The organism is Salmonella sp. NW884 (assembly GCF_051700745.1).
GTDB classification, from domain to species: Bacteria; Pseudomonadota; Gammaproteobacteria; order Enterobacterales; family Enterobacteriaceae; genus Salmonella; species Salmonella enterica.
The window spans coordinates 1-19,460 of record NZ_JAMMDE010000016.1 but is presented as its reverse complement, the minus strand read 5'-3'; the positions used below and the strand labels follow the sequence as shown (position 1 = coordinate 19,460).

The 19,460-nt window shown below is 43.0% G+C and carries 28 protein-coding genes and 2 pseudogenes; 10 read left to right on the top strand and 20 right to left on the bottom strand.

The features are described from left to right. Window positions 1–74: 74 nt before the first annotated feature. The 11 genes from NA197_RS21960 to NA197_RS21910 form a co-directional block, all read right to left on the bottom strand. Window positions 75–1,019, bottom strand: a complete 945-nt coding sequence (locus NA197_RS21960; protein WP_001749312.1) for a type IV secretion system protein — start codon at window positions 1,017–1,019, stop codon at window positions 75–77. Window positions 1,020–1,027: 8 nt separating this feature from the next. Then, window positions 1,028–1,426, bottom strand: a complete 399-nt coding sequence (locus tag NA197_RS21955) for a hypothetical protein (protein ID WP_140236368.1) — start codon at window positions 1,424–1,426, stop codon at window positions 1,028–1,030. An 81-nt stretch (window positions 1,427–1,507) separates the two neighbouring features. Beyond that, a complete protein-coding gene (locus NA197_RS21950; RefSeq protein ID WP_001086129.1) occupies window positions 1,508–2,185 on the bottom strand; it encodes a type IV secretion system protein in 678 nt (225 codons plus the stop codon). A 74-nt stretch (window positions 2,186–2,259) separates the two neighbouring features. After that, window positions 2,260–3,336 (bottom strand): protein adenylyltransferase Fic, encoded by a 1,077-nt coding sequence (gene fic / locus NA197_RS21945; RefSeq protein WP_024139105.1) that lies wholly within the window; start codon window positions 3,334–3,336, stop codon window positions 2,260–2,262. Window positions 3,337–3,504: 168 nt separating this feature from the next. Next, the gene (locus NA197_RS21940; protein ID WP_024139106.1) at window positions 3,505–5,997 is read right to left on the bottom strand and encodes a VirB4 family type IV secretion system protein; all 2,493 of its coding nucleotides are present in this window, start codon (window positions 5,995–5,997) and stop codon (window positions 3,505–3,507) included. Then, window positions 5,954–6,325 carry a VirB3 family type IV secretion system protein gene (locus NA197_RS21935; protein ID WP_001749317.1) on the bottom strand — a complete coding sequence of 124 codons (372 nt, stop codon included), beginning with the start codon at window positions 6,323–6,325 and terminating at the stop codon, window positions 5,954–5,956. The genes NA197_RS21940 and NA197_RS21935 overlap by 44 nt, the downstream gene beginning before the upstream one ends. Then, the gene (locus NA197_RS21930) at window positions 6,325–6,678 is read right to left on the bottom strand and encodes a TrbC/VirB2 family protein (RefSeq protein WP_001037906.1); all 354 of its coding nucleotides are present in this window, start codon (window positions 6,676–6,678) and stop codon (window positions 6,325–6,327) included. Before NA197_RS21930 ends, NA197_RS21935 begins: the two co-directional genes overlap by 1 nt. After that, window positions 6,653–7,351, bottom strand: a complete 699-nt coding sequence (locus NA197_RS21925) for a lytic transglycosylase domain-containing protein (protein ID WP_170927910.1) — start codon at window positions 7,349–7,351, stop codon at window positions 6,653–6,655. Before NA197_RS21925 ends, NA197_RS21930 begins: the two co-directional genes overlap by 26 nt. A gap of 38 nt (window positions 7,352–7,389) precedes the next feature. Next, window positions 7,390–7,641, bottom strand: coding sequence for a hypothetical protein (locus NA197_RS21920; protein ID WP_001749319.1), 252 nt, complete (start codon window positions 7,639–7,641; stop codon window positions 7,390–7,392). 349 nt (window positions 7,642–7,990) lie between these two features. Beyond that, window positions 7,991–8,446 (bottom strand): transcription termination/antitermination NusG family protein, encoded by a 456-nt coding sequence (locus NA197_RS21915; protein WP_088493147.1) that lies wholly within the window; start codon window positions 8,444–8,446, stop codon window positions 7,991–7,993. 56 nt (window positions 8,447–8,502) lie between these two features. Further along, complete coding sequence (locus tag NA197_RS21910; RefSeq protein ID WP_001749322.1) at window positions 8,503–8,994, bottom strand: transcription termination/antitermination NusG family protein; 492 nt, start codon at window positions 8,992–8,994, stop codon at window positions 8,503–8,505. 498 nt (window positions 8,995–9,492) lie between these two features. Here NA197_RS21910 and NA197_RS21905 point away from each other — a divergent pair, with 498 nt between their 5' ends. The 7 genes and pseudogenes from NA197_RS21905 (at window position 9,493) to NA197_RS21875 (ending at window position 11,969) form a co-directional block, all read left to right on the top strand. After that, window positions 9,493–9,780 carry a hypothetical protein gene (locus NA197_RS21905; RefSeq protein WP_001749323.1) on the top strand — a complete coding sequence of 96 codons (288 nt, stop codon included), beginning with the start codon at window positions 9,493–9,495 and terminating at the stop codon, window positions 9,778–9,780. 59 nt (window positions 9,781–9,839) lie between these two features. Next, complete coding sequence (locus NA197_RS21900) at window positions 9,840–10,268, top strand: hypothetical protein (RefSeq protein WP_001749324.1); 429 nt, start codon at window positions 9,840–9,842, stop codon at window positions 10,266–10,268. Window positions 10,269–10,380: 112 nt separating this feature from the next. After that, a complete protein-coding gene (locus tag NA197_RS21895; protein ID WP_001749325.1) occupies window positions 10,381–10,656 on the top strand; it encodes a hypothetical protein in 276 nt (91 codons plus the stop codon). After that, a pseudogene (locus NA197_RS21890) lies at window positions 10,644–10,733 on the top strand (type II toxin-antitoxin system RelE family toxin); the annotation flags it as partial. The gene NA197_RS21895 and the pseudogene NA197_RS21890, both read left to right, overlap by 13 nt. 13 nt (window positions 10,734–10,746) lie before the next feature. Next, on the top strand, window positions 10,747–11,013 hold the full coding sequence (locus NA197_RS21885; protein WP_001749326.1) for a hypothetical protein: 267 nt from the start codon (window positions 10,747–10,749) through the stop codon (window positions 11,011–11,013). 154 nt (window positions 11,014–11,167) lie between these two features. Continuing rightward, the gene (locus tag NA197_RS21880) at window positions 11,168–11,446 is read left to right on the top strand and encodes a hypothetical protein (protein ID WP_001749327.1); all 279 of its coding nucleotides are present in this window, start codon (window positions 11,168–11,170) and stop codon (window positions 11,444–11,446) included. A 79-nt stretch (window positions 11,447–11,525) separates the two neighbouring features. Further along, complete coding sequence (locus NA197_RS21875; protein WP_001749328.1) at window positions 11,526–11,969, top strand: hypothetical protein; 444 nt, start codon at window positions 11,526–11,528, stop codon at window positions 11,967–11,969. 101 nt (window positions 11,970–12,070) lie between these two features. Here NA197_RS21875 and NA197_RS21870 read toward each other — a convergent pair whose 3' ends face one another. Then, the gene (locus NA197_RS21870) at window positions 12,071–12,325 is read right to left on the bottom strand and encodes a hypothetical protein (RefSeq protein ID WP_001749329.1); all 255 of its coding nucleotides are present in this window, start codon (window positions 12,323–12,325) and stop codon (window positions 12,071–12,073) included. A 553-nt stretch (window positions 12,326–12,878) separates the two neighbouring features. Between NA197_RS21870 and NA197_RS21865 the strand changes: the two are divergent. From NA197_RS21865 to NA197_RS21855, 3 genes and pseudogenes are all read left to right on the top strand, one after another. Continuing rightward, window positions 12,879–13,678: pseudogene (locus NA197_RS21865) on the top strand (tyrosine-type recombinase/integrase). Between the two features lie 186 nt (window positions 13,679–13,864). Then, on the top strand, window positions 13,865–14,527 hold the full coding sequence (locus NA197_RS21860) for a peptidyl-arginine deiminase (RefSeq protein WP_000520510.1): 663 nt from the start codon (window positions 13,865–13,867) through the stop codon (window positions 14,525–14,527). A 115-nt stretch (window positions 14,528–14,642) separates the two neighbouring features. After that, on the top strand, window positions 14,643–14,897 hold the full coding sequence (locus tag NA197_RS21855) for a hypothetical protein (protein WP_001719665.1): 255 nt from the start codon (window positions 14,643–14,645) through the stop codon (window positions 14,895–14,897). Window positions 14,898–15,372: 475 nt separating this feature from the next. On the opposite strand, the gene dqlB is transcribed toward NA197_RS21855, so the two are convergent. The 8 genes from dqlB to NA197_RS21815 all read right to left on the bottom strand — a co-directional run bounded on the left by dqlB (window position 15,373) and on the right by NA197_RS21815 (window position 18,902). Further along, complete coding sequence (gene dqlB / locus NA197_RS21850; protein ID WP_000611312.1) at window positions 15,373–15,468, bottom strand: DinQ-like type I toxin DqlB; 96 nt, start codon at window positions 15,466–15,468, stop codon at window positions 15,373–15,375. Between the two features lie 390 nt (window positions 15,469–15,858). Continuing rightward, a complete protein-coding gene (locus tag NA197_RS21845) occupies window positions 15,859–16,341 on the bottom strand; it encodes a hypothetical protein (RefSeq protein WP_001749330.1) in 483 nt (160 codons plus the stop codon). 806 nt (window positions 16,342–17,147) lie between these two features. Continuing rightward, window positions 17,148–17,480 (bottom strand): hypothetical protein, encoded by a 333-nt coding sequence (locus NA197_RS21840; protein WP_001749331.1) that lies wholly within the window; start codon window positions 17,478–17,480, stop codon window positions 17,148–17,150. 93 nt (window positions 17,481–17,573) lie between these two features. Next, a complete protein-coding gene (locus NA197_RS21835; RefSeq protein WP_000792037.1) occupies window positions 17,574–17,789 on the bottom strand; it encodes a hypothetical protein in 216 nt (71 codons plus the stop codon). Beyond that, the gene (locus NA197_RS21830) at window positions 17,779–18,030 is read right to left on the bottom strand and encodes a hypothetical protein (RefSeq protein ID WP_001749332.1); all 252 of its coding nucleotides are present in this window, start codon (window positions 18,028–18,030) and stop codon (window positions 17,779–17,781) included. Before NA197_RS21830 ends, NA197_RS21835 begins: the two co-directional genes overlap by 11 nt. 76 nt (window positions 18,031–18,106) lie before the next feature. Further along, a complete protein-coding gene (locus NA197_RS21825; RefSeq protein WP_001749333.1) occupies window positions 18,107–18,334 on the bottom strand; it encodes a hypothetical protein in 228 nt (75 codons plus the stop codon). Continuing rightward, window positions 18,335–18,559 (bottom strand): hypothetical protein, encoded by a 225-nt coding sequence (locus tag NA197_RS21820; RefSeq protein WP_001749334.1) that lies wholly within the window; start codon window positions 18,557–18,559, stop codon window positions 18,335–18,337. A 37-nt stretch (window positions 18,560–18,596) separates the two neighbouring features. Continuing rightward, window positions 18,597–18,902, bottom strand: coding sequence for a hypothetical protein (locus tag NA197_RS21815; protein WP_001749335.1), 306 nt, complete (start codon window positions 18,900–18,902; stop codon window positions 18,597–18,599). Between the last annotated feature and the right edge of the window lie 558 nt (window positions 18,903–19,460).

Below are 19,460 nucleotides of genomic sequence, written 5' to 3'. Positions count from 1 at the left end.
TTAAATAAAAGAAATCGAAGAAAAATGCAGGATTCAAATGCTTAGTAAAAATTTAAGATATTAAATTTTTTTACTCACCCCGGCCCTAAGCGATTTTTATTAAACCTGTTAACCAAAGTTCTACCTAATGTACGGCTCATTTTTCTTGCGGCACCTACACCAGTCGTTTTACCGATAAGGCCGCCCACGCCACTGACACCTCCACTAGGAGCGCCACTCATGATTGAAGCAGCATAGCCAGGTAATTCTGTAGCAAGCATGGTAAATGCCCCAAAGTACAAAAGAATACATAAACAACCAATTAAATCTGTATTTATAACTCCGTCCTTTATTATAAAATTATTTATATATGATATTTCGAGCCCTAGCACTACAGCAAAAAGCACCTGCGTCAACATAAAACCACCAATAGTTCCAACCCAGCCCCAAAAATATTGGCTTGTCTGAGGAAATAAAAGAAATCCAATAAATATAGGCCCCAATATTAATATAATCGCCGTAGCTGCTTTTAGAGTAATGAGAGTACCAATCGCAACACCAAGAAATGGGAGACCACCAAGAACATAGAATAAAACGGAACACACTGCAATAAATATTGTATTACCAGCAGCATCCCATATACTAAACTTAATGGAATTAACTAGAGCAATAAACCCATCATAATAAGCATTAATCAAACCATCCACTAAGTTACCTGAGTTATGAGTGGTTCCAGAAATAGTATTACCTAACCAAACAGGAAAGTCTGTAACAACAGGAATAACTGTACTATTGTACCATGAAACAGACAATGCCATATAAAGTATTAGACTAGCTTTTAATATTGTAAATAATATATCTTTGAAAATAACCGTAAGCCCGTCAAAATACCAATATAGAGATTTCATCTGAATATAAACAATCCAGAAACCGCCAATAACAATTCCAATAACTGACATTACTGTATTCATGCTTGCCATCTGGGATTGTGTGGCGGTGTTTATGGCATTAAATACGGGTTGTGCAACCTCAATAGCCATAATTCATCCTATTTTTTCACAAAAGTCTTACCATTGTATTTAAGATTTCCATTTTCTATTCTCATAGTGAAGCCATCTCCTTGTAAGGTCGTATCATTTAATGCCTTAGCCTCAAGAGTTCTCACACTATAACAGTCACTAAGATCCATTAAATTTGAAGGGCGCTCTTTCGTTTTCCCCAACATATAATCCTCAAATGCCTGTGCTCTTTTTTTATCTTCAAGTTTCTTATCAAGATATTTTACATCTACATGATATACACCATCATCGTAATTAACAACAACAGTTGACGGGTATTGTTCTTTAGTAACCTCATTCCAAGTTCCAATAAACCCAGTTCCTTTATCCTTACATCCAGATATAAAAACAGCAGTAATAACCATTAAAAAAAACAATATTCTTTTCATATATAAATCCCATATATAATCAGGCATTAGGTTGCACACTGATAACTGTGCCACGAAAATTAAAATTATTCTACCATTGCGTTACTCTGGACGAACCTTACTTTTACCTAACATATAGTCCACAAAATTCTGTTCTTTTTTCTTCTGTTCCAGCTTCTCCTGCTGCTCCATCAAGTAACGCGTGTTCTGAAGCTGCGTCTGTTGGTTCGCCAGTTCCAATTGTTCCTGCTGATAACGAAGTGCCAGTTGCTCACGTTCTGCCGGGGTCTGGACCTCATTCAGTTTGTTTCGCAAGGTTTCAGCGTTTTTCTTACGTATATTTGTAGCCTTATATTGTTCCTCCAGAACGCCAGCCTGCCGGAGCAACTTATCAAAAACCTTCTGCACTTCAGGTTCATAACCACTTACACCATACCGCTTACGTAAGTCCGTCAAATCCTGAGTCTGATTATAAATATCCTGCCAGTCACGGGCGGGAAGGAGCTGATTAACATACGGATCGTTCAGGAATGAGCCTAATTTGTCATTCCCCTCCATAATAGACTTATAGTGCTCATACTGGCTTTTCGCCTGCTGAATAGCTTCTTTCGCCTTTTCCAACTGCGCCAGTGCCTGCTGTGCCTGTTGTTGAGCGTTCTGTACCAACTGAGCCAGTTCAGCCACGCTGACTGTTGGTACGCCAGCAGAAAATACGGGCTGACACAAAGAGACAGACATAACCAGTGCAATACTGGCTGCAAGATGTTTTTTACTGTTCATTGAGGATCTCCATCATATTCATGGTTAATCACCTATGTACTCCTGTTAATTGCAGCCCGGTCGTATAGGGCCAGTTATGCGTTCAGCTCATTCAGCAACCGGGTATTGATATAGAGTTTTTCTCTGCCGGAAACCATCTCTTCAAGAACACCAATACTGACAAGCTGTTTCAGATAAACAGATGCCGTCTGGCGGCGTGCCAGCCCGGCTCCCACAACATTTTCAATACGACAGTAAGGCTGCATAAAAAGCACCTGAATCAATTCCCAGGAATATATTTTTGGTAGCTCTTTACGCACATAGTCAGCCGTACTGTTCATCAATGCTCTTACCTGCGCGATCTTTTGAGTCGTCCAGGTTGCTGTTGATGCAACACCTTCCAGCATAAACAATACCCACTCTTCCCACGCCTGCCTCACTGTAACGTCACGCAATAACGCGTAATAGTCAGCACGTCGTTCCAGAATAAATCGTGAAAGATAAAGTATTGGTAATGACAGCAATTCACTCTGAATCAGATAGAGAATATTCAGAATGCGCCCGGTACGCCCATTGCCGTCCGGGAATGGGTGAATACACTCAAACTGGTAATGTGCAACTGCCATTTTCACAAGTGGGTCTATATCGTCCTGAGCATGAATAAATGTTTCCCAGTTAGTTAGCAAGCCACGGATAACCTCTTCGCCTTCAGGAGGCGTATAAACCACATTCATATGTTGATCCCGTAGTACCGTTCCGGGAGTTTTACGCACATCAGTATCAACACCGCGTAGCGTGGTACAGATAACAGTAGCTGTAGAAGTACATAATGGATATTTCCCGATATGTTTTACCCCTTCATACATCGCTGTACGGTAACGCAACGCTTCTTTAGTTGCCGGGTCAGCCAGTTCTGCACGGTCCGCATACTGGAATAGCTGATCGCTGGTTGTCACAATATTCTCAATACGAGAAGAGTCTTTTGCTTCCAGCATTGGAAGAATGTTAACCAGTAATCCCTGATCGGGAAGCAACTGCCCGGCTGTTTTCAGTTCAGCAAGAGCTGATCTGGCCTCAATGCAGGCTTTTAACACTGCCCGCGTCTCTATTTGAGAGAGTTCAGGTGGTAAAAGCGGAAGCTGGTTAAAGGGTCGTTCTGGTTTCCATGACATGTTTAAAAAATCCAATTTTATCGACATATGTCCATTATATGTACGTCAGATCGACACATCAAGCGAATATGTACATATTTTTCGATTTTTTAAACATATCTAAGTTCTGCATGTGCTGCTGGTACTGGTTGAAAAGAAGGAGCATGGCACAATCCATGCTCCTTAATGTCAGGCTGACAAGCCCAATTCCCTTTTTCTCGCCTCAAAAAGTGAGTGCCATACTGCGGGGTCGTCTACATCAAGTTCAGGATGGTCCTTACGAATCTCCGAGCGTACATCCATAGCAAGCATTTCGTCCAAATACGGTTTCACCCATACATCAGGATCATCACTCCCTAGCGATTCACGTATTTTCCGGGCCACAGGAATATTTTTCGCACTTGACGAAAGCAGCGGTAGCCAGTATTTCATTTTTCCACCGAGATCCATTTTAACTACAACAGCACCTCCAGCCTGTTTAACCAGCACCTTGCGACTATGAATGCCAAATTCAATTATTTTCTCAAATTCAGCCCTCGATACGCCAAACTGACGATAACTGTCATACTTTTCTCTCGCCTTTTCATTTGCCATCCATTCCTGCGTGATAGTCTGCTGAAGAACAGAGGGACCTTTCGGGTGTTCGAGAACATATTCCGGAACCTGTGTATCCATCATTAACATCTCACCACGAGTACGCCCCGCGTGAAGGATTTCCATAATGGCCTCCGACGTACTCTCAAACATAAGAGCGGCCCAGAATTCAGCAACCGTGTTAATCATCAATGATCCCGGTTCTGCTTTCTGCATCCAGCGCTTCATGTAGAAGAAAGAGTTCAGCAGAACTTCAACCACAGCCGGATTTTGATTAGCAAATTCCTTAGTCAGTAACTGAGAACAATCAAACCCCAGCCTGCGACTTTTTCCGGGATCAAACATGTTACGAGGCGAATCCAGTACCCAGGCGTAATGACCGCGCGCCCCCTGCACATCCCGGCACCATTTAGTCAGTCTCGCGCGTAACCCTGTCGGACCTGTATCGGGTATAGCGTGAAGAAGCAGTGAAAAACACCGGGCCTCTACATTGTGATGGTTCATCACACTGCTGATAGCCTTCTGTATTACAGTTTCTTCATGGCTGTCTGCACCGCCCGCACACTGAACCACAGTGGAAAACAGAAAGATACGTAACTCCTCAGAATCCGGCCACTGAAAAGGCTGTATTCCGGTAAAAGCCCCGACCCTGACATTAAAGTATTGAGTTTTAAGCGCTACTAATATGTGTTCCAGTGAGTTGTTGTAATCAATAGTGAAAATCATGGGATTCCAGCGACTGAAAAACAGCAGTTCCATCGCTTCAACAGTGGTTTTCCCTGCACCGGTCATGGCAATCGTGGTTTTATGTCCGGGGAGCGGCTGACCCGTGTTGAACTGCCCCAACGGACTGACATGCGAGTTCAGGAAGAACAGGCCTCCGTTCTCGGTCATCATTGGCATCAGCGCCGAGCCATCACCAGGAGGATTTCCGGTAGCTTTGCCGGATGGTGTGGCGTGCAGAGAAAACCCGCACGCCAGGTTATCCGTGGATTTCGGCATCGAGTAAATAACATCACCATATCCCGGAAAGAGCGTCAGCCAGGAAACATAATTGGTACTCGTTGAACGTACAAAACCAGTATCTTTTGACATCATCAGGGACTGCATTTTGGCACCATGATCAACCGCTTTTTCAGGCGTATCGCCAAAAACGATAAGACTGGCATTGTATTCACCAAATATTCTTTTCCCTTGTGTCACTTCCTGTACGCTATCGGCCAAATCTTCAGTATCGCTGGACTGGCCTTCCGTAGATGCCAGATCGGCCATCTGAACCCTGAGACGACGTTTAATACGGTTTCTGTCCTCAAAGAGGAAACTCTGCACCAGACAGAAATCATAAGGCTCTTCAAGCGCCTCATCCCACATTCCGGGATATGATTCTTCCGGGTAATCGCGTAAATCATATGTGGACGCAAAACGCCGTTGGCCGCTGTAAGGACGGTTTTCAACATAGTCATATGCACCAAAAGCTGTTTCGCTTTCGATAATGGCGTCACCAAGAGGGGTATCGGTGACAGGTACGTCAACATCAACGCCGTTAAAAATAAACGAGTAGAATCGCCCAATTTGGGAATAGAGTCTGCCATTACGTTCTTCCATGCTCATGACGGTAGGCCCAAAATCACTCATCATTTCACGACAAAGTGACAGCAAATCCATCATGTTCGCAATGCCCTGGTCAAGATCACGATACTTGAGGATCAACGCCATCGCATAGCCGACCTGACGGAAAGTACCGTTCCGGAATGGTTTAACATAGGTGTCAACCAGTTCCTGAAGAACTAATGATTCCACCTGGTATTTATGATCAAGGTGAATACGCTTTTTGAATATATAAGTCTGTAGTTTCAGATTACTGCCTTCTTTCTTCCCCATTGCCCTGAAACAACGAGCCTGATGACTGAATTCATTATTCAGGGTTGCCTGATCACGCGTATCATGCGGAACGCCCGTAAAACGAACCAACGCCAGTAAATGAGACGAACCAAGAGTACAGATTTCAGGATGTACGTGATGTCCCAACCAGGGAACCTTTGCATTACTCTCCGGCGAGAATACGTTTCTTGATAACTCGTCTTGCATATCTTTCTCTCCAGCGAGGATTTCGGGGGGTAATAAGAAGATGTCGACCATATTTACGGTTCATTTTTCGACGACGAAGAATGAAACGAAGACGCCGGAACGCCTTATCATCACGTTCACATATAATTCGTAATCCGAGAATAATCAGAACAAAAGGTAATGCGACAAGAAGTCCCCACCATCCCCAGAAATACACAGAAAGGAATGTGCTAATAACTCCGCCAATGGAAAGAAACAACAAAGCAAAAACAGGAACTCCGGCAAAATTAGGAACCCGACTCATCGCTTTATAGGTTTCAAACTTGAGGATTTCGTTTTCCTGCTCCATCAACTGACAGATCCTCCAAATAAACTATAAGCCCAGGTAGCCAGAGATACAGCCCCACCGACTACAGCAAGAACCATCGCATGTTTAAAATAATCCATAGCTGTTGTTTCCATATTTCCTGATATACGAGAAGCAACCCAGGCAATCCCCATATATGCAAGAGAGGCAACCGCAATTGTACCCCCGGCAATGATAATGAATGTTTTCAAATCATTTAGAGTATTTAAAATTGGGTCATACCAGGCTGCATTTGCATAAGCAGGAGTAAAAATAAGAATCAGAGCATAGTAGGCAGTAATGTACTGTGTAGCTGTGATTTTTTTATTTTTAAACAGAGCCATCAGCTTGTTCATTTACATCATCCTTTATTTTTTCAGATTGTGGAGTTGGCGGAAGCGTTCCTGACGGGGGAAGCGGGTATTCCCGCAGCACATCCCAACTTTCAAACGCAGGAGGCTGTCTTTCGTAAGTCTGTACAGGAAGAGAGTTCCCCTGATGCTGATCATCTTTAGTACCAGGAACAACATATTTTTTGTCTGGAGGTACATAGCCAATACGTTGCACATAGCTGGTATTATCCAGTTCAGGTTCAGACTCCTGCCCTGTTGAAAAATTTCCGGAATAATAACAACTGAGTGCTCTTTTTAGTGTTCCTCCCCGTAACCAGCAATCTGTGATTATTTTTTCATATGCCTTCAGATTTTCACATGGAGAAAATAAATCATCTGCTGTCACATTGAGTTTTTTAAAATTTGTACTGGTTATTTGCATTAACCCTACAGAATAACGATGTTTTCTTTTCTCTATCTCACTGACTATCTTCAGTGCCTCCTGTTTACTCTTTGGTAAGTAACTAATAAATCCACGTTGTCCGTGTTTACGTTCTGACCTGGGAATTATTTCAGCAATAGCATAAGGATTCATCCCTGATTCAACTCTTACGACATCCAAAGACGTATCCGGATGTACGTTCGGCGCACACTGTATCGCCAGCGCAAGAAACGAACCGGTAGTCATAACCGACATATTGATTTCCTCCCTGACTAATAACAATTATTTCTCTGTCAGAATGATTTTTCCCGTTTAACGATTTCATTGATAACCTGCTCTTTCAATTCTGGAGTATGAAGAACAATATCAATAACGCCATGCAAAACGGCTGAACGAGCAACAACCGTCCCTACCCTCTGACACACTTCCCATACTAAATCATCATGCTCTTTATATTTATCTTCTGGAATATATAATACCCTACCTCGACGTGATGAAGTACTCTTCCTTCCCGAAACCATTTTCTTTAATGTTGACGTTGTCATTATCTCCTCCTTCAGGAGTAATAAAAAGCACCTGTGTAAACAGGCACACCCATGTATTAATTTGACATTACCGAAAGACTAAATTTCGTTAATTAACTCCGTGATATTCTTTAGAACCATTCCCCGACGTTTATAAGGGATAGCTTCTCGTTCATACCAGAAAGCCATAAATACTTTATCTTCATTTAACAGAACATATCTGTAACCTCTATTAATCAATTTACTTAATGCGTCTCTACGTTTTTGCTTAGGGCTTTTTGTGAACATATTACACACATATATATAATATTTTTTATGATAAAAAGGGCCCTCATTTTTTATGAAAAATGAAGGCATTTAATTTTAAAAATTAAGAAAGTATTTGTTTCATCAGCCATGCTTCACGCATGACATTATTCTTTTCATTATTCAGATAGACCAGTGTTTCTTTATCTTTTTCATTAATATCTTCTTTAATTCCAGTTTCAGGGAAAATTCTTTTCAGCCGTTCAACTACATCAGCTTTAACTGGTAACAAAGCTTTTCCGGCGGAAATAATATGATGAAAAGCAGAACTCGACATTATATATTTTTGAACATCTTTATTCATTGTTACATAAACAAAAATATACCCTGGAAATACAGGTACACTTCGTTTACGGAATCCAACTATATTATCTGCACGAGGAGTTTTGCGGATCATCACTGGTGCCCAGGACTCTATCTCCCTGAGCGACAGCCACTGCATAAGAAGCTCTTTATTGCTTTCCCCTCTTTCATGCTTGATCAGATACCACTGCGGCACCCCATCTTTATCTTCACTCATACAAAAAATCTCCGGTTCAGACATAAGCCAGAACCGGATGATATCAACACAACGACCTAAGCGCTAAGGCTCTCGGTTTTTTCCACTGACGAACGGAAGCGCTCATCCAGATAACGTAGAAGCAACATGCTTCGTTTTTCTGGATTATCTTCTAGGAGCACAACCGCCAGTTTATGAGGAATAGATTTAACAATATCTTCAGGTACTTGTTCTGACGATGGTGACTTGCTACGCACTTTCTCAAAAACAAGCATATTTGTTAAATCTTCTTCACTGATCGGAACGGGTTCCCCACCAAATGAGATAAACCGTTGAGTCCACGGCAGCGCCGTAATTTTAGTGGAATGGATAAAACCAAAATCAACATTCACAAACAAATAACCGGGGAATAAAGGTACTGGTCTTTTTCTGAAACCGATCTGATTATCAGGACGCCGGTAACATTTGGATACATCCATAGGGCAATAAAATTTCACGCCCATATTTTCAAGATGCTTAAAAACTGTCTGAAACCGTGTAGCGGTAAACTGAAGAACATACCATTTCATATAGGTTTTCCCTTCGTGCGCTCCTTCGACTCGGATGACCTCGGTCCGATTTTTATACAGCCAGAGGAATCGGCTGTACGGTGTCGACAAAATCTTTAATTGCACAAACATCTTTGATCAAAACATTAAACTTGTAAACACACAAAAACTAGATCTTACATCCAATCACAACAAATAAATCAGAATATAATTCTGTTTAACATAAATTAATCAGATCTTCGATCTATAAAAACAACAAAACATAAACGAATCGATCGTCCGAAGATCGGTTTGTAGATAAAAACTCTTTTTTAAGCACATCTATAAAAATCAATAAGATAACTCCTTTGTTACGCAACCAGCTTTATAAAATAATTCAGACCAGACAAAACATGTAACTTATTAATTTTAGGAGCTAAACACACTTGACAAATAGGCGCAATGCGCCTATTATGGTTATCACGGTGGCAACAGAAGGTCACTCGTTCCGGGAAGGCCAAGCCGCCGATAAGGAAACGAATGAAGCTGTCAGATGTCGCGACCATCCGGACGAATTTTCAGGAAGCAGATTTCTGGATTACTCGCCGGGGCTCTTTAAAAACCTGTGGCAAACCAACCCGCCAGTACAATCCAGAACACATAGGGGTAAAGGTTGAAAGAACAGACCTGCTGTTACCTGACTACCTTTTCGTGTGTTTTGAATGGCTTCACTCACAAGGTGTCTGGGAACCGTTAGCCACTGGTACACTGGAGCTGGTCAACATCAGGGTTTCAGACGTAAGATCTATCGTGCTGAATCCACGCTGATAACGAAGGTGGGGGTAGTCCCCACCTTAACCAGCACAACATCAGTAGAGGAAAAATGAATGATAAAAATAGATATTCCGGACCTGAAAACACAAAAAGATATCGTGCGCAAAGAGGCTGTACGCCAGGCTTGCGCACAACTGAAAAACAATCTTCAGGCTAAACACATTCCCGGACCGACTGGCTTTAATTACCGTCAGTTCGATCTGGCTCACCTGAAAACAGAAAATGAGGGATGGGCACCTCCGGCAACTGAGGTAGTTAATGCCTGGTTTGAACACTTTAAAACTTCATTCCCGGAATACAAGTCTGACAAAAAGTTAGGGATATTACTCGGATTAACAGGAAATACTGACCGCCGTATAAGATCCTTCAGAAATGGTGAACGTCCGGTTCCTTATGGGGTATGGAGACGTTTTTTGATTATAACAGGAAGAGTTTCACAGGAAATTATCCCTGTTATTGCTCACATTGATGATGATGTGTAATATGAATTTATTAGTCGTTGATTCATTGGACTATAACAGAGGTGAAACGATGCCAAAATTCGCAAAAGAAATATTACCGTAATTCCATTAAATAGCCTTGCAGGGGGATAAAATGAACTATGATGAAATAACAAAAATCACCGCTGAACGTATAAGCGACTACATGACCGAAGCCGTTAATACTGACTCTAAAGACGTTGCGGTAATGTTTCACAACGCTGCATGGGGGGTGCGATCATTGTGGTTTGAACTCGTCACAAAAATAGATATAGATATACATAAAAAGAACAGGTATGCGAGTTATGATTTAAGAAGGAAAATCGAAATGCAGCATGAAGAGTTTCAGAAAATGACAGATCGTGAGCGAGTGCCTTTATTGAAAGAATGAGGATTATCGCTGTTGTAGCTGTAGGTAAACGTGAACGTAGTGACGTTTATAATCTTGCCAGCGAAAGAATGAGATAATTCGGGTGATAAAATGAATATAAAGCAAATTACTGATGAAGCAGAAAAATTAATTACAGAAGATATGCAGAAAGCAATAGATGCCAAAGATCAATGGCAGGCAGAAATGTTTTTCAACTGGGCCGTAGGCACCCTGAATTTTTGGCGAAGACTGGCAAGTTTCATTGTGCGTCAGGAATCAGATTTATCTAAGTGGAATGAGGTAAATAAATACCGGGATGATGCCTTAGAAAAATTCGAAGAGCTTGTTTCAATGGATCGAGTCCCTCTTCTAAAGTGAGGTATTGATGATTACCGTTACGATTAGTGAGACGAACGGAAAACGTAATTGGTCACACCGCGCCAGCCTGGACATTCAGGTGTTTCCGTCCAGTTCTGCTGGCTGTGTGTGATCTGGCCTGATATTATTGTGTGATGAAAACAGGATAATGAAAATGAAAAATTCAGTTTGGTATTTGATTTGTTTTTTTTGCGGTATTCTCGCCGCATCTATCTATAACATAAGCAAGGAACCTGAACGAATAAATGGTCCAGATTTCACAGCGTTCCAGCTACGTGATATTTTCAATAAGCAAAAGGCCGGGTGCTCTTTAGCCAGTGTATCAGGTTCATCAGTGAATGGCGGTGAATGGAATCTCGATTACATTTGCCCTAACGGGAACATTCAAAGCCCTGTGTTTACTAACACCGGGGAAGAAAAAACCGGGCAGTAACTAGTATAACCGCCCTACCTGGACGTTCAGGAAATTCTGTCCAGTAGACAGGCAGTTACCTTCCAGATAGGATAGCCCCATGATTCAACCTCTAGGTACAATTATGAGATCATCTGCTACCGTAACCGTTCTCACCGGTGTAACCGTTTTTGTTGTCGGTCAACTCATCGCAAAAAGATTCGTTGAACCTTATGTATCATTCAGGGAACAATTGGGTAGGATTACTGTTCTGCTATTGCGTGAGCAAGCCAAAATAACGAATTCTAATGTTGACGCTGAAATCATCCACGATTTGAAAGATGCCGCTGCTCAGCTAATGGCGAAGTATTCAGCCTTGCCTAATAGTTTAAAAAGAAGCTATATAGGAATGAGATTTATACCCTCAGAATCTAAAATTCTTGAGTCAGCGCAAACCCTGAATTTGGTAGCATCAAAACTTGAAGGTAAGTCCGGAGAAAATACTTACAATCTCATAAAGCAGATTGGACTCAATCTCAATATACCAACTACCTATTCTCCTTAATCCCCGCGCCAGCCTGGACGTTCAGGTAATTTTATCCATAAAAAGCCACACTAATGTGTGGCGTCAAGGGTAAAATAAAGACAAAAGTAGATTCTATTTCACTACCAGCTAATCTCAATAATAATTTTGTTATTCTCATTAGCCTTCGATGAGTTAATCCTATAACCAGACTCCCTTAGAACCTTGACCACTTGCTCAAGAATGTTTTCATGGACAGGCCAATTAAAGGATGTCTGGCCCAATCCTGCCCGGAGCTTTATTTCTCCAAATATCAGATCAAGTGTTTTGTCTGCGTCAGGTATCACGGAAGAACTAATCTTTTTAGCTTCACTGGCGCTGATGTGTTTCATTTCCATAAAAAATACCTCTTTTCCTTAGTGACATTGCAACAGAATTGAAAGAAATTATAGAAGATTATCTGCATTATGGGAGGGGTGACACTGCTTGCAGTACGATCACTCCGCGCCAGTTCTCTGACGCTCTAGGGCTGCGTCCTAGTTTGTTCCGGTTCCCGGACTCCTTTCTTTAATTCCTCGCACACCTGGACATACAGGTTATTCTGTCCAGTTATCCCGCACTTATCCCCGGCTTCTGTGGATAATCAACATATGGTATCGTCCGCATCTGTCCGGCACACCACATCTTGTGTCCGTGCCGCTGTCGTTGCCTCCTCCCCTCCTCTGTTTCCCGGAAAAATCGCGCCGCAGACATGGACGAAACAGCATATTCGGAAAAAATGTCCATTGTGTCAGTTACGCAGATCGGAATTAATGTGATCGGACTTCGCCGCGCTTTACGTCATAATTATGCCTGTACATATACGGCCCTGAGCCATCCCTGGTTAAGTGCGCCGGTAAACAGCCAGAGGCACGTCCGGCAACCTGTTTTAAATGTGCGGAGATTAAATAATTGAGCACTTTGCCCCGCGAAATGTTCCAGATTTCACGTAGCGTCACCGGTAATGAGCCAGAAAGAAGTTACTTTTCCCTGGAAAAAGCCCGAACAATGCGCGATTACGCCGCACAGCTCGGAGCCCGTATGCCGAAATACCTGCTGTATCCGGAAGTGGCCGTTCTGCTGTCTTACTTTGACAATCAACATCAGCGAATGTATTTCGACACACTATGGAACACCGGAGCCCGTCCCGGCGAAGCCCGCGCCATGAGGCCGGTTGATTTTGAGCTGGAGCCCTCCCGCCATTCACCACAGCCGCTGGCCGTGGTGAAAACACTGAAACAACGCGATCGGGACGCCCGCCCACAAAACCGGAGCCACCACATCCCGATCCGCGCTACCGTAAACCACCGGACCCCGTCACCCGGATTGTACCGCTGCTCGATGCCGCCTATGTCCGGAGAATGCGGGAGTACCTCGCAACCTGGAAAAAGCGCATCAGGCATCAGCCTGTCTGGAATATCAGTTCCCGGCAGACAGCAGTTAACTGGCTGGATCAGGCATTGAACCGGGCAGCGAGTGACGGCGTAACATTTCCGATCCCTGTCACTCCTCATACTTTCAGACACAGTTTTGCAATGCACCTTTTAATGTCCGGCGTACCGGAGAAGGTACTCCAGTCATTGCTCGGACATCGTTACGCCCGCAGTACGGAGACTTATACGAGGGTTTTCGCGCTCGATGTGCTGACCACTCATTCACTGACATTTACCATCGATTCAGACATTGCCAGAAAACTGCTTGACGGCAAGTAAATACACCGTATTTACACTATAAATACAAAAAAGTAAATACACTATATTTACGGCGTAAATACAAAACAGTAAATACAATGTATTGACAATGGGAATACAATCCATACAATACATCGTAAATGCAATGTAAATACACAACTGTATTTACATTGTACATACATCGTATTGCCGAACATGGAGAGCACTATGGGTAAGTCAGTAATATATGCCTCTGACAAAGGTGGTGTGGGAAAAACAACGACGGTGACTAACACAGCATCGGCACTGGTAAATAAAAGCAAATCAGTAGCCATCCTGAAAACGGACAAAAACCCGGATGTACTCAACTGGAACAGACGCCGCCAGGAAAATGGTCTGCCTCCGGTCCCTGTCTACGAAGCCTATGGCGACATCAGTAAGGAAATTAAGCGACTCACAGCACTGCATGAAACGGTATTAGTTGACTGTGCCGGTCATGACAGTCAGGAGTTCCGAAGCGCACTGACAGTGGCCGATGTGCTGGTCACGCTGGTTAAACCCTCATCAGCTTTTGAACGCGATACGCTTACAGACGTCACAGAAAAAGTCCGCAAAGCACAGCGAGTCAATCCATCATTACAGCCCTGGGTTCTTTTCACGCGTATTGAAAACAACAAGGCAACAAAAGTCCGTGATGCAATAGATCTGGACAAATTTTTACGTTCAGATCCGGTCTGGATTCAGCCATTAAAAACCCGCATTGCGTCACTCGATATTTTCGAAAGCGCATGTAATGAAGGCGCAGGAGTGCATGATGTCGCCAGGGGAAGTAAGCTGGGTGAAGCGAAAGGTCAGATTGAGCTGTACGCAGCAGAAATAGGAATACTGTAGGAATACATTGTAAATACATATTGTAAATACCATGTATTTACGTTAATGTATTTGCATTGTATGTACACTAACTTAGTGGTGATTTATGTCATTAAAACTAAAGAGACCATCTGTCATGCAGCCACAGGACGAAAAGCCCAGTGCTCATGAGGTGGCCCGGTTCATTGCTGAAGGAGACAAGCGCCCTTCAAAGGGCAGGGCGATATCCCGAACCTATCGTCTGAATCAGGTTTTTATTGATGTAATGGAAGCTGATGCTCAACGTATGGGACAGGGGAATACAGATATACTGAAAGCCGCCCTGACAGCATGGAACAGTATGGATGATAACACCAAGTATCACTGGTTACTGCAATCAAACAAAATGTAACTACATGGTATTCACAGTGTAAATACAACGGATTTACACTGAAGGGATGCGGTGAGGCGGCCACCTCACCGCATTTAACACATCGATCCACTAGAGGGAGATCGAAAAAATGTCACAAGTATCATACAACACACCGGGAACCGTCGCCAGTGCTCCGCAGAAACCGGTAAGACTTCCCACGATAAGGGATGTAATGTATTCCTCAATTGATGATTATGAAGCACTGCTGGAACAAAAACCGCATTTTGCTGACGGGTTAACAGGACTGTTAAGTACACTGGTAGCCCACGAATGCCGGTCCATAGGTTTCTGATACCAGGTCCCCCCTTAACCAACAATACAGTGTATTTACGCAGTAAATACACTGTATTTCAGAATTTTCATTTACAGCGTAAATACACAACTAACGAGTAAATGTGGGGTTGTTAAAAGGCGGGGAGTGGTCTCCCCGCCTTTAGCTACGTTTCCGCATTCATCAATCGACAAACCGGCGGATCAGTTCCAGGATAGCTATTACAGCGTTAGACACTGCAACAACCGCCCGCAGAACGACGATTAACACGTTAATCATCCGTTTGCTCCATACAGAGCAGGAACGCCGCTGATTACCCTTACATTGCCTGTCACAGCGGCTACCCGAACGTCAATTGTTTTGGTCATTCCCACTCCAGCCAGGGCATTGAAACAGCACCACCTGTTTTTCAACCAGGACTTTAATCCGTTCATGCCGCATTAGCGGAGGACTGGAGAGAGTACGCCAACAGATTGACCCGCGCAGTATACCCCATTTCAGGTTGTTTGCATTTACGCCATCCATGACGTAATATTTTATAGTCAATTGTTTTGGTCGTTCCCGCCCCCATCTGGGGCAAAACATGAAAACCCGATCTCACCAGTCGGGTTTTTTTGTGCCTGCATTAATGCTAATGTACGCATACATTATCATTAATGACGAGGGTGACTAGCCCTCTTCTTTTCTGGATTCCCGGATTCCCGCCTGATACAGCCGCTTTACCCGCTCAATCTCGGCCAGCGTTGCCGACCAGTGCAGACCGGCATCACGCCGGTATCTGGCGGCCATTTTTTCCACGGCCTCCGAGCTGCTGTCGTCACTGCGCCGCTGCCGCCCCTTCTCCCCGAAAATTTCCACAATCAGCCACTGGCTCCCCGTTCTGCCGAACAGGGCATTACACAGCCGCTTCACGGCCAGCGGGGTTAAATCCGGGTCGGGATCGTATGCAACGGTGGCAAAGATAAAGCGCAGCATTTCTGAGGTCTTGTAACGCTTTACCGCCGCCGCTAGGCGTGCGGCACGCTGGGGCGCTTCCCAGCGGTCGTCACTGTACCTGGCCACTTCGGCCAGGTAATCCCTTTCGAGGTTCGCCACCGTGTAACATCTGCCATCGATAAACAATCGCATGGCCTCTTTCGTTTCATCCCGCATAAGCCGAATTCCCGTTAATGCTAATGTATGCGTACATTAGCATTAACCAGACAGATCGACAATCATTATCCCTGCCATTCGGCAAAACGCCTAGTTTACCGAATACCGCGACCTGCCATTTTTCTTTCAGTTTTTCTGACGAGCATTTATTTCCGGCTGAATTTTTTAACTTGTTGTTTTTACTTATTTAGTATCACTGGCGCCAGCCGCTGCGGGACGCTGGCCATCTGCGACCGGCGACGCGGTCGGAAGCGGATTCATTCAGCTTTACTGAAGAAGATTTTCCCCTGCTGCCGCCTCCGTTCCGTCATTTGCCAGTGTTACAATGACGCAGCCCGGAAGGCTCAGGAACCGATTAACCAGGGGTGGTTGTTCCTGCCTGACGCCTCCGGGTGCTTGATTAAATAATGCACTTAACGTACAAAAATTTCCGTTCTCCAAACTGACCCTTTTTGGGGTTGTGAGCGGGAACCGTCCAAAATTTTGCTATCGTAATTTTATCCGTCCGTATGAGGGTGGTTGAACGGACACTTCATTGGCACATAAATTCAGGCTAAAAGCCAATATGAATAGTATCATTTGAATGGTACGGTTTAATTATCAGTGATGCTCCCCTTTGCGTACGGTTGCCAGCTTTGCAAAAGGAAGGCTCTGGAAGCATCACTCACCTCAAAGCCTTATCCTCTGTGGCCTTACTGAGTTTAGAGACAAACGTGACAAAATTTTGGCGGGTTCCCGCTTACTACCCCTTTTTGGGGTATGAATGAAAAGAGAAATTAAGAAGGGGAATTTCTTCCCCTGATGAATCAGTAATAAGATGTAAATTCGAACTCTTCTTCCGGCTGTGTTTTGTATGCTGTTTCAAACTCCTCAATGCAGATCGCAGGTTCACAGGAAAATTCACGGACACGGCGTTTTAATGGTTCCCCACAAAAATCATTTAATCGTGGTATCTTATATCCTGTCATCATTGATTTGGTATGATGAGTATTGGCGCGGATCTCACGAACAGTAACAGTGGTCTTACCGTGGAGAGAAATAACCTGATAAAAACTCACATTAGTTTGCTCATATCCCCAGGACGAAACAAATATATCACCAACAGAAACAGTACCGTTTTTAAATTTTAATAAGTTCATTTAAAAGCTCCCGCCCAATTTGGGCTTTGGATGAAAGAAGAACCATTCCCCTTTCGATGCTTTTATTATACCTGCAAATGAAGGTATGGCAACTTATTTTTTTATTATTTTATAATCAGGATGTAAGTCTGCCAGAAGTAAAAGTAATTCGTATTCTCCAACTGATAATGATCGACTTGCTTTACCAGCACTTTCTTTCATCTGCCAGGAATTTAATTGATATCCAAAAGTATCCGCAGCCTCTTTCAAAGTCAGACCAGCGGCAATTCTTGCAACTTTTACCTGTTCAGGTGTTGGTTTATTCTTCATTATTTCCCTCATTTAAAAATTTTTGAATACGCTCTCTCAAAACTCCTTCATCTAAAACTAAAGCCTGCTCCATGCTTAAAAGCTTATCAAAAACAAGTTCTCGCTTTGTTTTTCCTGAAGTATGTTTTCCTCTTGTTTTTACGTATTTGACAACATGTAGCATCTCGCTAACATTATTTTTAACGAATGTTATAGTATATGAATAATTTCCTTTATTCACTTTTAAAATATCTTCATTCATAAAAACCGTCTCCTGAATAAAGAAAGACAATAGCGCCATAAGGCGCTATTAATAATAAACATGATTTATCAATCAATTACTCAACCTCACTGAGAGAGTATATAGCATCCTCTATATGACATAAAGCATTATCAATTGAGCTGATTGCCATTTGTGAAATTTCACCATTAGAACCACTTTGGAAACTAACAGGCATATTATCAAAATATTCCTGTTCCTCATCGAGAACATTTGATAAATCATCCTTCAATGCTGCCAGCTTATTACTAATTTCTGATATCCATTTACGACGTTGATTATTCATTTATTTTGTATCCTCAAATCCAAGCGCCATACGTATTTCTGCTGCGCGTTCTTCACTTCCCGCTGCTTTCCCCTGGCTATAGATAAAATTGAATAAAACCTGTAGCTGCTCCCAATCATATCGGTTCAGCGTTGCATCAAGACGACAAAGGATATTTCCGTTTTTAGAGTGATAAAACCGGGTGCCATCTTTTTTCCGGTCATGTTTTCTTTGGATGATACTCATTTATCTACCGCCCCTTTCGGGGCGTCTCCATAATTTATCACAGATGAGTATAAAGTCCGGTCGTTTCGGTAAAAATTTCCTGAAGCTGATCGCAATAAATCATTTCAAATGATGCAATAATTTTAAGTGATGCACCTCTTGATTTTAAAAAATCTATATTATAGGTATCTGATGGTTCGAGTTTAATCCTGACAAGATTAATACCATTTCTGGCAAAATTAGAAGGTAGTTTGAAAATTAAGCCACCCTTCTCTAACCAAACGAAGTTTTTAGCTCCGGTCATTGCGATAAACTTGTTTCCGCCTAACTGATTGAGAATTTCTACAGCAATTTCTTTACTCATCTTATGCTCCTGCCCAATTTGGGCTTTGGAAGAAAGAGAAACTATTCCTCTTTCGATGTTTTTATTATACCTGCAAATGCAGGTGTTGCAAGAATTTATTTAACTTTTCACAAAAAAGGGGAGTTACGCCGAAAGATAATTAAGTCCTAACGAAGGGACTTAACCGGAAGGGGTAATGACAGAACTATTCCTGATGAGGTTTTATGCCGGAACCGCCGAAATTTCTGCGATACATAATATTGGCAGCTTGTCGCTTAGGGGTCTGAAGCCTAATTGTTTACAACCCCTGTATCGCGTTCTGAGCAATTTTTTCTGCTTTGCTGGTACTTTGCCAGGGTGAGCTGCTTAAAACGGTTCTGAGTGGCTCCTGTTACGTTCAGAGGATGGATCAAAAGGATCGTATGACGTCACGGTAGCTAAAATTGTCAACTGCTGAATCGTGGGGGCCCCTTTGGGGTTCCGATTCAGTGGTTGACAACTGCACAGAAAATACCCTGCTGGCGGGGTGATGGCATCACGTAGTGGGGCCATCGCCCTGCAAAGCCAAAGGGGACTAAA

Coding starts and splice junctions, on each gene's coding strand:
- NA197_RS21925 (WP_170927910.1), bottom strand. CDS start 7,351: ATGTCGGTTATGACTACCGGTTCGTTTCTTGCGCTGGCGATACAGTGT.
- NA197_RS21840 (WP_001749331.1), bottom strand. CDS start 17,480: ATGAACTTATTAAAATTTAAAAACGGTACTGTTTCTGTTGGTGATATA.
- NA197_RS21855 (WP_001719665.1), top strand. CDS start 14,643: ATGCAGCCACAGGACGAAAAGCCCAGTGCTCATGAGGTGGCCCGGTTC.
- NA197_RS21900 (WP_001749324.1), top strand. CDS start 9,840: ATGATAAAAATAGATATTCCGGACCTGAAAACACAAAAAGATATCGTG.
- NA197_RS21940 (WP_024139106.1), bottom strand. CDS start 5,997: ATGCAAGACGAGTTATCAAGAAACGTATTCTCGCCGGAGAGTAATGCA.
- NA197_RS21895 (WP_001749325.1), top strand. CDS start 10,381: ATGAACTATGATGAAATAACAAAAATCACCGCTGAACGTATAAGCGAC.
- NA197_RS21935 (WP_001749317.1), bottom strand. CDS start 6,325: ATGGAGCAGGAAAACGAAATCCTCAAGTTTGAAACCTATAAAGCGATG.
- NA197_RS21950 (WP_001086129.1), bottom strand. CDS start 2,185: ATGAACAGTAAAAAACATCTTGCAGCCAGTATTGCACTGGTTATGTCT.
- NA197_RS21820 (WP_001749334.1), bottom strand. CDS start 18,559: ATGAGTATCATCCAAAGAAAACATGACCGGAAAAAAGATGGCACCCGG.
- NA197_RS21910 (WP_001749322.1), bottom strand. CDS start 8,994: ATGAAATGGTATGTTCTTCAGTTTACCGCTACACGGTTTCAGACAGTT.
- NA197_RS21870 (WP_001749329.1), bottom strand. CDS start 12,325: ATGGAAATGAAACACATCAGCGCCAGTGAAGCTAAAAAGATTAGTTCT.
- NA197_RS21860 (WP_000520510.1), top strand. CDS start 13,865: ATGGGTAAGTCAGTAATATATGCCTCTGACAAAGGTGGTGTGGGAAAA.
- NA197_RS21825 (WP_001749333.1), bottom strand. CDS start 18,334: ATGAATAATCAACGTCGTAAATGGATATCAGAAATTAGTAATAAGCTG.
- NA197_RS21915 (WP_088493147.1), bottom strand. CDS start 8,446: ATGAGTGAAGATAAAGATGGGGTGCCGCAGTGGTATCTGATCAAGCAT.
- NA197_RS21815 (WP_001749335.1), bottom strand. CDS start 18,902: ATGAGTAAAGAAATTGCTGTAGAAATTCTCAATCAGTTAGGCGGAAAC.
- NA197_RS21845 (WP_001749330.1), bottom strand. CDS start 16,341: ATGCGGGATGAAACGAAAGAGGCCATGCGATTGTTTATCGATGGCAGA.
- NA197_RS21955 (WP_140236368.1), bottom strand. CDS start 1,426: ATGAAAAGAATATTGTTTTTTTTAATGGTTATTACTGCTGTTTTTATA.
- dqlB (WP_000611312.1), bottom strand. CDS start 15,468: ATGATTAACGTGTTAATCGTCGTTCTGCGGGCGGTTGTTGCAGTGTCT.
- fic (WP_024139105.1), bottom strand. CDS start 3,336: ATGTCATGGAAACCAGAACGACCCTTTAACCAGCTTCCGCTTTTACCA.
- NA197_RS21930 (WP_001037906.1), bottom strand. CDS start 6,678: ATGAACAAGCTGATGGCTCTGTTTAAAAATAAAAAAATCACAGCTACA.
- NA197_RS21880 (WP_001749327.1), top strand. CDS start 11,168: ATGAAAAATTCAGTTTGGTATTTGATTTGTTTTTTTTGCGGTATTCTC.
- NA197_RS21875 (WP_001749328.1), top strand. CDS start 11,526: ATGATTCAACCTCTAGGTACAATTATGAGATCATCTGCTACCGTAACC.
- NA197_RS21885 (WP_001749326.1), top strand. CDS start 10,747: ATGAATATAAAGCAAATTACTGATGAAGCAGAAAAATTAATTACAGAA.
- NA197_RS21920 (WP_001749319.1), bottom strand. CDS start 7,641: ATGACAACGTCAACATTAAAGAAAATGGTTTCGGGAAGGAAGAGTACT.
- NA197_RS21960 (WP_001749312.1), bottom strand. CDS start 1,019: ATGGCTATTGAGGTTGCACAACCCGTATTTAATGCCATAAACACCGCC.
- NA197_RS21830 (WP_001749332.1), bottom strand. CDS start 18,030: ATGAATGAAGATATTTTAAAAGTGAATAAAGGAAATTATTCATATACT.
- NA197_RS21835 (WP_000792037.1), bottom strand. CDS start 17,789: ATGAAGAATAAACCAACACCTGAACAGGTAAAAGTTGCAAGAATTGCC.
- NA197_RS21905 (WP_001749323.1), top strand. CDS start 9,493: ATGAAGCTGTCAGATGTCGCGACCATCCGGACGAATTTTCAGGAAGCA.